The organism is Streptosporangium sp. G12, assembly GCF_052983175.1.
In genome coordinates this window covers 1-14,177 of the sequence record NZ_JBRIQO010000045.1, presented here as the reverse complement: position 1 = coordinate 14,177, position 14,177 = coordinate 1, and the positions used below count along the sequence as shown (strand labels likewise).

Below are 14,177 nucleotides of genomic sequence, written 5' to 3'. Positions count from 1 at the left end.
CACGCCCCTCCGCGGGCCGCCGGCGCCGGCGGCCCGAGCCTCGGCACGATCGAACGCCCGGATCCTCATCACATTCGCCCGGCTCATTTCGTCTTGTTGGCAAGGCGTAGCCAAGGCAAAGGTGGAACGACGATGAGAGCCGACTCGCTGGCGCGAGCACTCGACGAGCGGGTCGGCGGGGCCGGCTTCGTAAATGGCGGCGCATGCGGAAGGGGGTATATCTCTGACGATTCAGCGGGCGGAAATGTGAGGTCCGGAAGGTATGAGATATGACCTACTGACCGACTGAGGGAAATGGTCAGTCATTTCCTATACTGAAGACATGAACAATGAAAACAATCGGCGCGCACTAATCGTCGGAATGGGAATCAGCGGTATGGCGACGGCGATCCGGCTGCGTCAGATCGGCTGGGAGCCCGTCATCGTCGAACGAGCGCCGCGGCGCCGAAAGGGCGGCTATTTCGTGCTGCTGTGGGGAGCGGGACGCGCCAGCGCCGAGCGGCTGGGCCTGGGATCCGGCGTGGCGGACCACACCTCTCCCAATACCATTCACTACGAAGTCGACCGGCACGGTAACAGGACCAGCATGGCCATTCTCGGTAATCTCCCGGACGGTCCGCGCATGATGCGCCGGGGCGAGGTCGAGGACGCCGCGTTCGAGGCGCTGCCCGACGACGTCGAGATTCGCTTCTCCACCGTCCCGACCGAGATCGAGCAGGACGACGACGGCGTCGACGTGACCCTGCACAACACCTTGAGTGACGAGACCGTGATCGAACGGTTCGGCCTGGTCGTCGGCGCGGACGGGCTGCGGTCGACCGTACGCAGGCTGGTGTTCGGCCCGCACGAGCGGTACATGCACCGGATGGGCGGGATCACCTGCGCGTTCCAGCTGTCGAAACCCCTGCCCGGCCTCGCGCAGGAAGACACCGCCGTGCAGCTCGAACCGGACCGTGGCCGCGCGATGTGGGTGTTCGGGTTCCAGGACATCATCCCCACGGTGATGCTCACGTACCGCACCGATGACATCGACGCCGAGTTCCGGCTGCCCCCGGCGAAGCGACTGCGCCAGGTCTTCGGTGACCGGCCGACGGGCAAGCTGCTCGGCGCCGTCCTCGACGAGGCCGACACCGTGCAGGACATCCTCTTCGACTCGGCCGAACAGGTGCGGATGGATTCCTGGCACCGGGGCCGGGTGGTCCTGATCGGTGACTCGGCATGGTGCGTCACCCTCTACGCCGGGATGGGCGTCTCGGCGGGGCTGGCCGGATCGGACCTGCTCGGCACCATGCTGCGGCGGCATCCGGACGACCTCGCAACAGCGATGACCGAGTGGGAGCGCAAGCTACGGCCGGCCGTCACCGAGTGGCAGGGCTCGGCCGAACCGATGCGGCAGTGGTTCAATCCCTTTGGCCGCCGCGAGGCTCTCGTGCGCCATTTCTGGACCCGAGGCGAGGATTGGCCGGTCATCGGGCATTATGTCCGGCAGTTCTTCATGCGCGGCAGGGTCGCGAAGAACGCGGACATCGCGGCGGCCTGAGCCTGAAGGAGTCGCGGTGACCGAGCTCGTGCGGCACGACCCGGCCAAGGTCGCGCGCATCCTGAAGGTGACGCGGGAGCTGGTGCTCCGCCACGGAGTGCGGAGCATCAGCGTCTCGGAGATCACCCGGTTGGCGCACATCGGGAAGGGGACGCTCTACCTGTACTGGCGGACGAAGGAAGACCTGATCGCCGAGCTGATCGTCCGTGACTTCCTCGACGCGGCCGAGTACCTCCCCGACCTCGGCGCCGACGTCGACGCCGTGTGGCCGCACCGGCTGTGCTGGGAGATGCTCCGGACCACCCTGCTGGGTCACCCGTTCGTGCGCGCGGTGCAGGAGGCCGACGTGCACATGATCGGACTGCTCACGGAGCGGGAGGAGACCCGGCGCCTGCTCGACCTGCTCGGGCCCGGTGTCCTGTCCCGTGACCTGCTCAAGGTGTGGCGCACCCACGGCCTGGCCAGGGACGACTGGACCTTCGCGCATCAGACGTACGCCATGCGTGCGCTGGTGGGCGGCTTCTTCGGGCTGATGACAGGGGCCGGCGCGGAGGCGCTCGACGATCGGCGGGCGGTGTTCGAGGCGAGCGTACGCGCTCTGCTCCACCCACCCGACCGGACCGGGGCCGATGCCGCCGATGTCGCCGATGTCCGGGCCGCGGCGGCCGCGGCGCTCACGCTGCTGAACGAGCGCCGCGCCTTCGTACGGCGCCTGCTGCCCCCTGACCGGTGACGCGTGACGACCGTGCCGATGCGGGCCGCCGCCGGAGAGGGGGTGGATCAGGCCAGTGGCGCGCGCCGTCCAGCGGGCCCGATCCGGCGTGACGTCCGGGACCTGTACGAGGTCCGGATCGGACGGTCGGCCACGGCCACCCGGCCGGCGGATCGCTGTGGCGACAATCACATCGCGGTTCTATCACAAACGGAAGCCCGATTTCTTCGTATTCATGACGCACCAACCCCGACGACAAGGGACGGCCGATGACGAACACCCAGACTGCGCTGCTTCGTGACCTGCACAGATCCGGTGACCCGCTGATCCTGCCGAACGTGTGGGACGTGGCCTCCGCCACCATCGTGGCCGAGGCGGGAAACCCCGCCCTGGCGACCGCCAGCGCGTCCATCGCGGCCATGCTGGGGTACGACGACCACGAGGGCGCGCCCGTTGACGAGATGCTGGACATCGCGGCCAAGATCATCCGTGCGGTGGACGTACCGGTGACCGTGGACGCCGAGGCCGGATACGGCCTGCCGCCCGCGGAGCTCGTCGAGCGGCTCATCGCCATCGGCGCGGCCGGGTTCAACCTCGAGGAGAGCGACCATCGCGCGGGCGGCCTGCTCGACGTGGACACGCAGGCCGCCCGCATCGCGGCGCTGCGGGCGGCGAGCCCTGACCTGGTGATCAACGCCAGGATCGATCTCTTCCTGACCGGTTCGCCCTCGGTGGAGGAGGTCGCCGAACGCGGCCGCCGCTATCTCGAGGCCGGCGCCGACTGCGTCTTCCCCATCCTGGCTCCCTCGGAGGAGGTAATCGCCGACCTCGTCAAGGCCATCGCAGGACCGGTCAACGTGACCTTCCTGCCCGGCATGGACCTGGGCAGGCTGGCCGCGCTCGGCGTGGCACGGGTGTCCTTCGGTCCCATGACCTACTTGACGGCTCTGGAGGCCCTCAAGTCCATGACCGGCCGGATCCTCTCGGGCCAGGACCCCTACAACGCCTGACAGTCGTACAGGACACCCGCGCGGACACGGCCCGGGCTCGGCCGGTCGCCTGTTCGGGCGGAACCATGAGGTGAGAGGGACGCGTGGCGGCGAGTATGCGGCCCCCCGCGGTTTCGAGCCCGGTGCGCCCTCACGGGGCGGGAAGAGGACGGCGGCCGCCCCTTCCGCCGGGTCGCGCCTCCGCGCATACGTGATGACGAGGCCGCACGGCGGCGCCCGTCCGGTGAACTCAGCCGAGGATCCTGCGAGCCACCGCGGTGATGTGCAGTTCGTCGGGGCCGTCGAGGAGGCGGGCCATCCGGCCGGTGCGGAACAGCGCGGGCAGCGGGGTGTCGGGGCCCAGCCCGGCCGCGCCGTGGACCTGGATGGCCGCGTCGGTGACCTGGTGCAGCATCCGGGCGGCGGCCACCTTCGCCAGGCCGGTCTCGACTCTGGCGTCCAGTCCCGCCTCCACCAGGGCCACGGCCTCGAACACCAGCGGGTGGATGGTCCTGATCGCGAGCAGGGCGTCGAAGACAAGCGCCTGGACGAGCTGGAGGTCGGCGAGTCGTCCTGAGGATGCCGGCCGTGAGCGGGCCCGCTCGCGCATGAGGGTGAAGGCGCGTTCGGCCTGGCCGAGCCAGCGTAGGCAGCGCAGCAGGCGGCCGAGCCGTACCCGTTCGGCGATAACCCGCAGTCCTCGCCCGGCCTCCCCGGGGAGGTGGCCGGGTGGGACGGTGACGAACCACTTGCGCCCGTGAACCGTCCGGGAGCCGTCGGACTCCTGGACGGCCCGGGTGGTGGTGAGGCCGGGTTCGGAGCCGGGCGCGTACGGTTCGGTCATGGCGTTGCACATGGTCAGCTGCCCGCTCGCCACCCGGGGCAGGTAGAGGTCTCGGACGGCGGGCTCGGCGTGTCCGGTCAGGGCGGTCACGTCCAGCACCGCCGTGGAACCGAGCACACCTGGGCCGAGATCGCCCTACGGGAGGAGGTGAGCGACGAGGCCACCGCGCAGGCCGCGACCGGGGTCGCCCACGTGCACGGCCGCCGCGACGGCGAGCCGCGTGGCCTGGCCGCCGACTACCTGACGACCGCGTGCTCGGTACTGGCCGTCCAAGCACTCCTGGCCGCTCTGATCGGCCGGGCCCGCGGCTGCGCGGTCGAGACCGTGCGGACCGGGGTGGACCTGGCCGGGCTGCTCGTCGTCGGCCAGTATCTGGCCGCCGCCACGGCCGAGGACGAGGAGGCGGTGCCGTTCTCGCCCGGCGGGCCGCCCTTCACCACGGCCGACGGCGTGTGCTTCGAGGTCGAGACCCTCGACCCGGCTGTGTGGACGACGTTCTGGCGGGCACTGGGCTTGGCCGAGCGCCTCGCCGGATCGGCGTGGAAGTCCTTCCAGTTCCGCTACGCCACCGCCTGCTGCCCGCTCCCCGAGGAACCGCACGCGCGGGCTCGCGCGGCGAACTGGGAGGGGGTACGGCACGCCGCGAAGGAGTCGGGAGCCTCGGTGTGCGCGCTGCGCTCCCTCGCCGACCGGCTGACCGAATCCCGCCCGGCGGCGCCCTGGCGGCTGTCGCCGCTTCTCTCGGTCTCCCGGCCACCCTCGCGGGACGCGACAGCCGCGACCGCCCGGCCGCTGGCCGGGCTCATGGTCCTGGAGGCCGGGCGGCGGATCCAGGCGCCGCTCACCTGCTGGGGGCGGGCGTGGTGCGGATCGAACCGCCCGGCGGGGATCCGCTGCGCGGCATGCCGCCCATGTGCGGTGACCTGTCGGCCCGGTGGCTCGCGCTCAACCGGGGCAAACGCGCGGTGGAGATCGACATCAAGTCGGCCGCGGGCCGGGCCGAGCTGCGCGACCTGGTCGCCGGCGCGGACGTCTTCGTGCACAACTGGGCGCCGGGCACGGCCGAGCGCCTCGGCCTGGACGACCGCGACCTGTCGGCGGTCAGCCCCGCCCTGGTCTACGCCTACACCAGCGGCTGGGCCGATCGGCTGGCCGACGTGCCGCTGGACTCGATGAGGCAGCCGCCGCCGTTGGCCGGGGATCGCAGCGCTGCTGGATCCCCAGCCATGATCACGGGCCATTTTCCCTGAAAAGGGGCCGGGTATCGAGAAAGTCTCACGTCCGCCATCTATCGTTCACAGCCGCCGACTACAGATCACCGGCACAGAAGTCTCAGGTGCGGCGTGTGCGGGTCAGAGGTCTTTCCAGGAGAGGGCGAGCGTGGTGTGGCGCTTGCGGATGAGCAGCCCGCCGTCGGGCGGGTCACCCCGGTAGGCGTCGATGCGAAGCCCCGAGGTCATGGGCCTGTCCGCCATGTCCCACGCCTGGATGTGGGCGACCAACTCGCTCGCCAGCCGCATCCTGTCCGGACCGTGGCCGCGCGCGATCAGAGTCCCGTCCGGTGACGGCTCCAGCAGGCAGAGGTTGTCGCGCTCGACGATGCCGACGGCCATCCTGAAGCCCGTCATGTCGAGCGGGGGCGAGGCCAGCCACCCGGGCCGCGCCTCCGAGATCGTGCACCAGCGGGGCTCGTGCACCGCGAGCCACAGGCTCAACCCGTCGAGGAGCTGGGAGAGGCTGGCGCTGATCTCGGTGGACAGCTCGACCACGGGTCCGTCGAGCGCCCCCAGCACGTCGCCGATCTCGCTCGTCTCGGGCAGCGAGATCGCCAGGTCGGACTCCCGGTCCAGCACCAGCGTCGTCTCCGGACCGGCGAAGGGGCCGCGCATCCGCATGAACCCGCAGGGCAGCACCGAGCGGCTCGTCCAGTGCCCGTTGTCCCGCTCCATCGCCACCGAGCGCTGCACCCCCCGCAGGTCCAGCGGGGCGACGAGGCGCCCGCCGGGCGCGAGCTGATCCAGCCACGCCGGGGCGAGATCCCACACGCCGACGGTGGCGATCACCCGGTCGTAGGGCGCCTCCGGGGAGAACCCCTCGGCGCCGTCGCCGCACACCAGCCTCACCTCGGGGTGGCCCGCGGCCGCCAGGTGCTCGCCGGCCGCCGCCACCAGATCGGGGTCGATGTCGACGCTCACGACCAGGCCCTCCGGTCCCACCAGATGGGCGAGCAGGGCGGCGTTGTAGCCCGTTCCCGTCCCGATCTCCAGCACCCGCTGTCCCGGCCGCACGTCGAGCTGGTCGAGCATCAGGGCCATGATCGCCGGCTGGGAGGAGGAACTGATCGGGCGGCCCTCCGCGTCGCGCTTGGTCACGATCGCGTCGTCCTGGTAGACGGCCTCCGCCGCGAGCCGCGGCAGGAACACATGGCGCGGCACCACCCGCAACGCGTCGGCCACGACCTTGCTGATGCCCCGCGCGCGTACCCGCGAGACCAGCTCTTCCCGTAACGCGTGCCACTCAGTCATCGCCGACCTCCGTGCCGTATGCGTAGTGCCCTGAGTTATATGCCCCCGCACATGTGGAACGTCCCCGTGGTACGCCGTCTCCCGGCGCCCGTGCTGGAATCGGGAGGGAAAGCGCACGGGTCCGGGCGCCGTGACGGTACCCCTCATACAGGTGCCGCGCAACGCCCACGCGGGCGCGAGATTTCTATGCCCGACTGGCTGAGAACGTAAGGGAACGGCTTTAACATCCCAGCATGAACAGCGATTTCGACTTCCTGCACGGCACCTGGGACATAGACAACCGCAGGCTCCTCAAACCGCTGAGCGGAGAAGACGAGTGGGAGGAGTTTCCCAGCGTCGCCGTCTGCCGCGGTTTTTTCGACGGCGCCGGCGTCTTCGACGAGATCACCTTCCCCACGAAGGGCTTCAAGGGGGCGTCGATACGAACCTTCGACGTCGAACGCGAACTGTGGGCGATCTACTGGATCGACAGCAAGACCGGAGTCATGCACAGTCCCGTCTTCGGCAGGTTCGCCGACGGGAAGGGCGTGTTCCACGGCGACGAGACCCGCGAAGGCACGCCCATCCGGATGCGGTACACCTGGTCGGAGATCACGCCAACCTCGGCCCTGTGGGAGCAGGCGTTCTCCGCGGACGGGGAGAAGACCTGGGAGACCAACTGGACGATGAGGCACACCCGCCGCGCGTGACACGGCACGGGGCCCAGGTGGGTGGAGGGCGGAATCGGCCGCCCTCCACCTTCGGCCCTGGGAGCGTGGACCGCTGTCCGGCATTCGGGGGACGGAGCCGGACAGCGATGAATCTATGCGTCCACCAGCGCGATGTATGCGTAGAAATGCATGCCTACTGCAGGCAGAACTCGTTGCCCTCGGGATCGGTCATGACCGTCCAGTACTCGCCGTGCTCCTCCACCGTCCGCACCTCGACGGCCCCCAGGGCGGCGAGCCGTCCCACCTCCGCCTCCACGAGCTTGCGGCGCTCCTCCAGCGGCGTGCCGGGCGGACCGCCCACGTTGACGTCCAGGTGGAGGCGGTTCTTGGCGGTCTTGCCCTCGGGCACACGCTGGAAGTAGAAGCGGGGCCGCCCCTCGTCCGGGTCCACGATGGCGGACCGGTCGGAGTGCTGCTCCTCGGGGATGCCCTGGGCGTTCGCCCACGCCTCCCAGCTGTCGAACCCCTCGGGAGGCGGCTGGAGGCGGTAACCGAGGGCCTCCGCCCAGAAGGCGGCGAGCGACGGCGGATCGTCGGCGTCGAAAGTGAGCTGGATGTCCATGAAGCCCCTATGCCCACTCGGCGAGGATTCTGGCCTCCTTCTCCGGATCGATGCCGTGCCCGCGGAACGACCGCTCCGCCGGAGGGATCTCGCGGAGCCACGCCCAGGTGTCGCGTACGGTCTCGGCGGCCGGACGGCAGTTCAGCCCGGCCGCGAGGGCCTTCGCCGACGACGTCAGCCAGACCGCGGCGAACTCGGGACCGTCCGGCGCCCAGACGGGGAACTCCGTCCACGGCCGCACCTCCCGGTCGAGCAGGAACCGGTCGTCGACCCAGACGAACTCGGCGTCGGAGCCGGTCACCGCGCGGCACTCGGCCAGCCAGCCGCCGTAGGTGACGTTGCCCGGCACCCCGCCGGCGAGGAACCGGTCGGCCTTCCCGGCCTCGGTGCGGTCGAGGACGAACGAGGCGAGGTCACGCACGTCGATGACCTGCATCGCGCGGTCAGGGTCGCCAGGTGCCAGGACCCGTCCGCCCCGGGAGATCCGGTCCAGCCACCAGGGCAGGCGGCCCACGTCCTCGTGCGGGCCGAGGATGAGACCCGGCTGGATGATCAGAGCGTTGCCCTCGAAGCCCTCCTCCACCGCCCGCTCGCACCCCGCCTTGAGCATGCCGTACTCGCCGTCCTCCGGTCCCGCGTCCGGCGCGCACTCGTATCGCGGCGAGCTCTCGTCGCACTCCTTCGCGGGGAAGTCGACGAGCGCCGAGATGCTGGAGATGTACGTGTAGACGCCCGCCCGGCCGCTGAGCCGGCGCACCGACTCGCCGACCACCCTCGGGATCCTGCCCATGACGTCGATGACGGCGTCCCACTCCCGGCCCTCCACCAGGCGGTCCAGGTCGGCCGGCACCTCGCGGTCGCCCCTGACCGCCTCCACGCCCGGCAGGTCCACCCCGCTGCGCCCCCGGTTGAACGTCGTGACCTCGTGCCCGCGCCGCAGCGCCTCTTCCGTGATCGCCCGGCCGACGAAGACCGAGCCACCGATGATCAGCATTCTCATGGCGCCTCATCCTGGGCGCCCGGCCGGTGCGTGACCACAGGCTTTCACCCGTGGCGCAAGGCATCCGCTCAGAGCGGACGGCTCGCGGTCGGAGGATGCTCCAGCAGGTGCACCCGGGCGGTGCCGATGTCGAAGTACATGCCGACCAACTCCAGGTGCCCGGCCCGGAACAGCCGGTCCACCTGCGGGTAGGTCCGCAGGTTCTCCAGCTGCTGGATCACGTTGACCCGGCAGAGGCGGTCCAGCGGCCCGTCGTCCTCACCGGCGCTCTCGCCCGAGATGAACCGCGCCAGGGTGTGGTTGCCGTGGCGCATCCAGCGGCCGAACGCGGGCAGGCCCGCCGCCTTCTCGCCCCCGCTGAGCAGCGCGGCCATCGCCCCGCAGCCCGAGTGCCCGCAGACCGTGATGGTGCGGACGTTGAGCGCGCCCGTGGCGTACTCGATCGCCGCCGCCACCGAGTCGTCCGCAGGCACCGACCCCAGCCGGGGCACCAGGTTGCCGAGGTTGCGGACGGTGAACAGGTCGCCGGGACCGCTGGCGGTGATCAGGTTCGGCACGATGCGGGAGTCGGCGCAGGTGATGAAGAGGTGCGAGGGCTCCTGCCCGCGGGCCATGTCGTGCAGGAGGGGGCGGACCAGCGGAGCCGTCCGCCGGTGGAACTCCCGCGCCCCGGCCAGCAGGTCGGGCACGGCGGGACTCTCCTCGCGGGGCGCGTGCCGGGCGGCGAGCAGCGGCTGACGGTTCGTCCGCTGCCCGTTCCTCCGGTGGGACCAGGGCAGCCACCACCGGTCGGGAGCACGGGGCGGCGTCTTGGCGGGGAACACCCGGACCCCGCTGGCCGCCATGGCGTACCACTCGTCGTGGATCTCGTCGATGTTCACGGTCCCGCCGGCGCGCTCGTACTCGTTCCGCCAGTCGTGGATGGCCTCGAAGGCCGCGTTGTCCATGAAGTCGATGTTCAGGTCGAGGTCGACCGCGGCCCCCGCGGGGATGGCCCGCAGTTCCGAGGTGAGCGTGGGCACCCCCAGGAAGGTCAGCGAGCCGGCGATCACCACGTGCCAGCGGCCGTCGGGCTCGGCCATGGCCCGCACGGTCACCCGGGTGAGGCGGCGCAACGCGAACAGCGCGGCGAGACCGAGGCCGACCAGCACGCCCTCGGCGAGACCGAGCAGCACCACCCCGGCCATCGTGACGACGTACACCGGGACCTCGCTGTGGCCGCGCAGGTTGCGCAGATGCCCCATGTTGACCATCTGCACGCCGATGAAGACCAGGAGAGCGGCCAGCGCCTCCATCGGGATCAGCGCGATCATCCACCCCAGCCCGACCGCGAACAGCAGGATCCAGATCCCATGCATGATCGTGGACCACGGACTGCGGGCCCCGGCGCGGACGTTGGTGGTGCTGCGGACGATGACCCCGGCCACGGGCAGCCCGCCCAGCGCGCCGGTCACCATGTTGGCCACGCCCTGGCCGGTGAGCTCCCTGTCGAGGTCGGAGCGCCTGCCGTCGTGCAGTTTGTCGACGGCCACCGAGCAGAGCAGCGACTCCACTCCGGCGAGCAGGGCCACGAGCAGCACCGCCCCGATGATCCCGTGCCAGTCGCCCTGGGGCCAGACGGGGCCGGCCCAGGAGTCCAGGCTGGCCGACAGGTCGATCCGGGTGACCTCCCAGCCGAGAGCCCAGGCGGTCACCGAGGCGACGAGCAGGGCCGCCAGCGGCGCCGGGAGGTTCCGCAGCTGCTGCGGCAGGCGGGTCCAGGCGATCAGGACCGCGATGGTCAGCAGACCGGCGAAGACCGCGTGCGTGTGATTGTGGATGATCTGGTGGGGCAGCTCGATCAGATTCTCGATCGCGGAGCGCTGCGGGCTTCCGCCGAGCACCACGTGCAACTGGGCGAGGGCGATCACCACGCCCACCCCGGCCAGCATGCCGTGCACCACGGCGGGGGAGACCGCCAGCGCCGAGCGGGCGACCCGGCAGACGCCCAGCAGCAGCTGCAGGGCGCCCGCGAGCAGAGTGATCATGCAGGTGGCCCGCCAGCCGTACGTGATCACGAGATCGGCCACCACCAGGGAGAGCCCGGCCGCCGGCCCGCTCACCTGGACGACGGAGCCGCCCAGGAAACCCGCCACGACGCCGCCCACCACACCGGCGATGAGTCCCGCCGCCAGTGGCGCTCCCGAGGCGACCGCGATGCCCAGGGAGAGGGGTACGGCCACCAGGAAGACCACCAGGGAGGCGGGCAGGTCATGTCGCAGCACGGGGGCGAGGCCACCCGCTGTCAGAACACCGTCGCTCTTCGTGTCCGTCTCCATGGGGCAGACCTTACGGTGCTGCCCCTCACCATCCGGGTGTTTACCCGAGGCCTTTACGGAGGGCGGAAAGAATCAGCGGTAATAGTCGGGGTAGTCGGGCTCCTGTGCCCGGTGGTGGTTGCCCCGCGAGCTTGCCCGGCCTCGTGCGTCGGAACCGGTGGCCGCGGCCTCGGGGGCCGGCGCCGTGCCGTAGAGCTCGCCGTAGCTCGGCCAGCTCGCCGCGTCACTCCCGTTGGGAGTGCCGGGCTCCGGCCAGGCGGCCGGGCTGGCCGGGCTGGCCTGCCGGGGCTCGTAGCCGTATCCACCCGACGGGCCGCCCGTCGCCGCCCCGCCCCGCGGGTCGGCCGGACGGTCCGGGGTGGAGGAGAAGGTCCGGGAAGGACCGGTCGAGGTGGAGACCGCCGGGCTCGGGCCGGTGATCGCGTCGTCCTCGATGGTGGCCCAGCCCGAGCTGACCTCGTACGAGCCGGCGGGCGGAGCGCTGTAGACCGGCGTCTGGTAGGAGGAGTAGGACGGGCCGGGGTCGTCGAGGATGTCGGCGGTGTTCGCCGCCGGCCAGCCCCCCGACGAGGGGTTCGTGGCCTGAGCCCACGGGTTGTCCGCCGGGTTACCGGTCTTGGGCGGCTGCGACGGGGTGCGGTAGGAGGCGGCGAGCGGGTCGGGCACGGCCGCGGCGGGGAAGCCGCCGCTGGTCGTGGGCCCCATGGGGGGCATCGGGGCACTGCCGCCGGGACCGGCGCCGGGCCGGCCGCCGGCCGGGCCGGGCCGGGCGCCGGGAGCGCCGTTGCCGGCCGCCGGGGAGGCGGCGCCGCTGGGCCGGGAGCCCGCGCCGTTCGCCGCGGAGCCCGCGCCGCGGCGGGAGTAGGAGCCGCCGAGCGGGTCGTTCAGCGGGTCGGGCCGGGACGGGCCGCCCTGGGCGGACCGGGGCGAGCCGCCGTTGCCCTGGGCGGCCGGCTGCGAGGACGCCCTGTTGCCGCCGCGACGGGAGCTCGCCCGGGAGGGGCGGGCCTCGCCGAAGGCGCCGGGAGTGGGAGCCGCGAAGGTCACGGTCTTCTGCTCGGCGAGCGAGGCGGCGGTGGGAGCCGGGTTCGGCTGGACCGGGGCCACCAGGTCGGAGAGACCGGAGGGCAGCGAGGCGGAGGCGATGGCCGGTTCGGCGGCGGGCCTGGCCGGTGGGGCCGAGGGGCGTTGCGGGGTGCCGCGGGACGGCTGGGGCCTGGTCGGCAGCGGAGCCTGCACGGTCACCGCGTCGGCGTCGACCTTCTGGTCGTCCTGCTCGACGGGACGGCTCGCGCCCATCCGAGCCGCCAAGGACCCTCCGAAACCGCCCTCGTCGGCCTGGAGCCGCGTCCAGTAGTCGTCGTCGTAGTCGTCCACCTGGCCGAACTCGTTCAGCCCGCGCTTGCCCCGCGAGCTCGGCGGCCGCGGCTGGCGTGGCGGCTTCGGCTCGTCGAACGGGGTCAGGTCGGGGGTGAAATGGTTCATCTTCGGTTCTCTGGTGGCGAAGTCGTCGCTGGACATGGTCGGAGTCAGCGCCTCCTTCTCCGCCATCTCCCGCAGACGCTCCGCGGGGAGTGCGCTCTCCCTGCGGTTCATCGACCGCATTCCCAGTGCCACGACGACGAGCACGAGGAGCACGACGGCGACCAGGCTTACTACGACCGCGATCATTGCACCACCCTCAAGGCCATGGCCTTACAGCGGCGCCGGTGAGGTCGCGCGGCCATCGACGCGACCTGCCCCCATGCATCACCTGCGCTTGGACATTGGATCTGATTGTGTCGGACCACTATGAGCGTTGTCACACCCTAAGTGAAGAATCGGTAACCATTACTACCTCCGGTGTTTGACCAGTCACTCGATGTGCGCCGCGGTGAGCCGTCCCCAGGCGATCGTCTTGTCCGCGATGCTCTTCAAGGTCTTGTCAAGGAGGGATCCCTTACGAAGCTCGACCTTGCCGTTCAGCGCGTAGACAGTGAAACGATAGTTCTCCTGGGTGTCGCACGGAGGGCTATAGCCCACCTTGCCACTCGTCGTGCTCCCTTCGACGGCTCCCACCGGGACGCTACCCTCCGGTAGCTCGTTAGTCCGCGGATCGATGCCGAAAACGACCCAGTTCACCTCGCCGCCGGTCCGTGAGTTGTTGTCCACCACGATCGCGACGGACTCCGTTCCCTCCGGCACGCGAGACCAGCGGAGCGGCGGGTTACCGGCCGAACCCTTGCACGAGTAGTCGGACGGCAGGGGGCCGCCGTCTCTGACCTGAGGGCTGGAGACGGCGATCGGCTCCAGCTGCAACCGTTCCGTCGAGGCCATGCCGTTGGCCATCCCGCAGCCCGAGGACATGACGACGAGCGCCGCGGCCACCGTCACCTTCGAGATGTGCCGCAGGCGGCGCGTAGACGTTTTCGGCTGCCCCATGCCCGATGATGCTACGCGGGTCTGGAAGATGTGCAGACCGGATCGCGAGGTTCTGCTGCGGGGAAAAAGCCGGAAATATGGGAAAATCGAGGGACGGAAGGGGTTGGAGTGACTTCCAAAACGAGTTTCGCCCGCCCGCCGGACCGCCGGGTCCGGGCCTCAGTCACCGCCCAGCTCCCGGTAGGGCTTCCTGAGCAGATCGACCAGAGGGATGTGCCGCACCTTCACCGCGGGCGGTTCAAGAGCCCGCAGCAGCAGGTCGGCCGGGGCTCCGGTGACGTCGGGCCGGGGCCGCAGGCGGATCAGGGAGACGGCGGGGGAGTAGAAGTCCCCGATCCGCTCCTCGAAGGTCTGTTCCTCGAAGGTTCGTTTCCCGGAGGCCCGCTCGTCGGCGGTCCGTTCTTCGGAGGCCCGCCCGTCCAACGGCCTGCCGCCGGATCCGGTGTCGTCCATCAGATTCTCCCGAGGGGGCCGTCGCTTTTAGGCGACGGGGGAATCGGGAGCGGGAGGGCCGTCAAGGCCCGAGCGTGCCCTGGCCGGTCAGGTCTGCGCATGT

14 protein-coding genes and 1 pseudogene are annotated in these 14,177 nt (G+C 71.0%); 6 read left to right on the top strand and 9 right to left on the bottom strand.

Annotated features, from left to right (window positions below):
- Nucleotides 1–322 precede the first annotated feature (322 nt).
- The 3 genes from ACVCAG_RS42705 to ACVCAG_RS42695 all read left to right on the top strand — a co-directional run bounded on the left by ACVCAG_RS42705 (nt 323) and on the right by ACVCAG_RS42695 (nt 3,262).
- Entirely contained in the window at nt 323–1,540 is a 1,218-nt protein-coding gene (locus tag ACVCAG_RS42705) for an FAD-dependent monooxygenase (RefSeq protein ID WP_447191522.1), read from the top strand.
- 16 nt (nt 1,541–1,556) lie between these two features.
- Nucleotides 1,557–2,273 carry a TetR/AcrR family transcriptional regulator gene (locus ACVCAG_RS42700; protein WP_447191521.1) on the top strand — a complete coding sequence of 239 codons (717 nt, stop codon included), beginning with the start codon at nt 1,557–1,559 and terminating at the stop codon, nt 2,271–2,273.
- Between the two features lie 248 nt (nt 2,274–2,521).
- Nucleotides 2,522–3,262 (top strand): isocitrate lyase/phosphoenolpyruvate mutase family protein, encoded by a 741-nt coding sequence (locus ACVCAG_RS42695; protein WP_440089025.1) that lies wholly within the window; start codon nt 2,522–2,524, stop codon nt 3,260–3,262.
- Nucleotides 3,263–3,491: 229 nt separating this feature from the next.
- On the opposite strand, the gene ACVCAG_RS42690 is transcribed toward ACVCAG_RS42695, so the two are convergent.
- Complete coding sequence (locus tag ACVCAG_RS42690; protein WP_447191520.1) at nt 3,492–4,202, bottom strand: acyl-CoA dehydrogenase family protein; 711 nt, start codon at nt 4,200–4,202, stop codon at nt 3,492–3,494.
- On the opposite strand from ACVCAG_RS42690, the pseudogene ACVCAG_RS42685 reads away from it, so the two are divergent.
- A pseudogene (locus tag ACVCAG_RS42685) lies at nt 4,155–4,721 on the top strand (CoA transferase); the annotation flags it as partial. The gene ACVCAG_RS42690 and the pseudogene ACVCAG_RS42685 sit on opposite strands and share 48 nt — an antisense overlap.
- Here ACVCAG_RS42685 and ACVCAG_RS42680 read toward each other — a convergent pair.
- Nucleotides 4,646–4,891, bottom strand: a complete 246-nt coding sequence (locus ACVCAG_RS42680; protein WP_440089023.1) for a hypothetical protein — start codon at nt 4,889–4,891, stop codon at nt 4,646–4,648. The pseudogene ACVCAG_RS42685 and the gene ACVCAG_RS42680 overlap by 76 nt on opposite strands.
- Nucleotides 4,892–4,948: 57 nt before the next feature.
- Between ACVCAG_RS42680 and ACVCAG_RS42675 the strand changes: the two genes are divergently transcribed.
- Nucleotides 4,949–5,335, top strand: coding sequence for a CoA transferase (locus ACVCAG_RS42675; protein WP_440089022.1), 387 nt, complete (start codon nt 4,949–4,951; stop codon nt 5,333–5,335).
- A 102-nt stretch (nt 5,336–5,437) separates the two neighbouring features.
- Here ACVCAG_RS42675 and fxlM read toward each other — a convergent pair whose 3' ends face one another.
- Nucleotides 5,438–6,610 carry a methyltransferase, FxLD system gene (fxlM, locus tag ACVCAG_RS42670; RefSeq protein WP_440089021.1) on the bottom strand — a complete coding sequence of 391 codons (1,173 nt, stop codon included), beginning with the start codon at nt 6,608–6,610 and terminating at the stop codon, nt 5,438–5,440.
- Nucleotides 6,611–6,843: 233 nt separating this feature from the next.
- Between fxlM and ACVCAG_RS42665 the strand changes: the two genes are divergently transcribed.
- On the top strand, nt 6,844–7,299 hold the full coding sequence (locus ACVCAG_RS42665) for a hypothetical protein (RefSeq protein WP_440089020.1): 456 nt from the start codon (nt 6,844–6,846) through the stop codon (nt 7,297–7,299).
- 154 nt (nt 7,300–7,453) lie between these two features.
- Here ACVCAG_RS42665 and ACVCAG_RS42660 read toward each other — a convergent pair whose 3' ends face one another.
- The 6 genes from ACVCAG_RS42660 to ACVCAG_RS42635 form a co-directional block, all read right to left on the bottom strand.
- Complete coding sequence (locus ACVCAG_RS42660) at nt 7,454–7,882, bottom strand: VOC family protein (RefSeq protein ID WP_440089019.1); 429 nt, start codon at nt 7,880–7,882, stop codon at nt 7,454–7,456.
- 7 nt (nt 7,883–7,889) lie between these two features.
- Nucleotides 7,890–8,882, bottom strand: a complete 993-nt coding sequence (locus tag ACVCAG_RS42655) for an NAD-dependent epimerase/dehydratase family protein (RefSeq protein WP_440089017.1) — start codon at nt 8,880–8,882, stop codon at nt 7,890–7,892.
- Between the two features lie 68 nt (nt 8,883–8,950).
- The gene (locus tag ACVCAG_RS42650) at nt 8,951–11,200 is read right to left on the bottom strand and encodes a SulP family inorganic anion transporter (protein WP_440089016.1); all 2,250 of its coding nucleotides are present in this window, start codon (nt 11,198–11,200) and stop codon (nt 8,951–8,953) included.
- Between the two features lie 72 nt (nt 11,201–11,272).
- The gene (locus ACVCAG_RS42645; protein ID WP_440089014.1) at nt 11,273–12,871 is read right to left on the bottom strand and encodes a hypothetical protein; all 1,599 of its coding nucleotides are present in this window, start codon (nt 12,869–12,871) and stop codon (nt 11,273–11,275) included.
- 183 nt (nt 12,872–13,054) lie between these two features.
- Nucleotides 13,055–13,621, bottom strand: coding sequence for a YbhB/YbcL family Raf kinase inhibitor-like protein (locus ACVCAG_RS42640; protein WP_362681338.1), 567 nt, complete (start codon nt 13,619–13,621; stop codon nt 13,055–13,057).
- Nucleotides 13,622–13,780: 159 nt separating this feature from the next.
- Nucleotides 13,781–14,074 carry a hypothetical protein gene (locus ACVCAG_RS42635; RefSeq protein WP_440089013.1) on the bottom strand — a complete coding sequence of 98 codons (294 nt, stop codon included), beginning with the start codon at nt 14,072–14,074 and terminating at the stop codon, nt 13,781–13,783.
- Nucleotides 14,075–14,177: the final 103 nt, after the last annotated feature.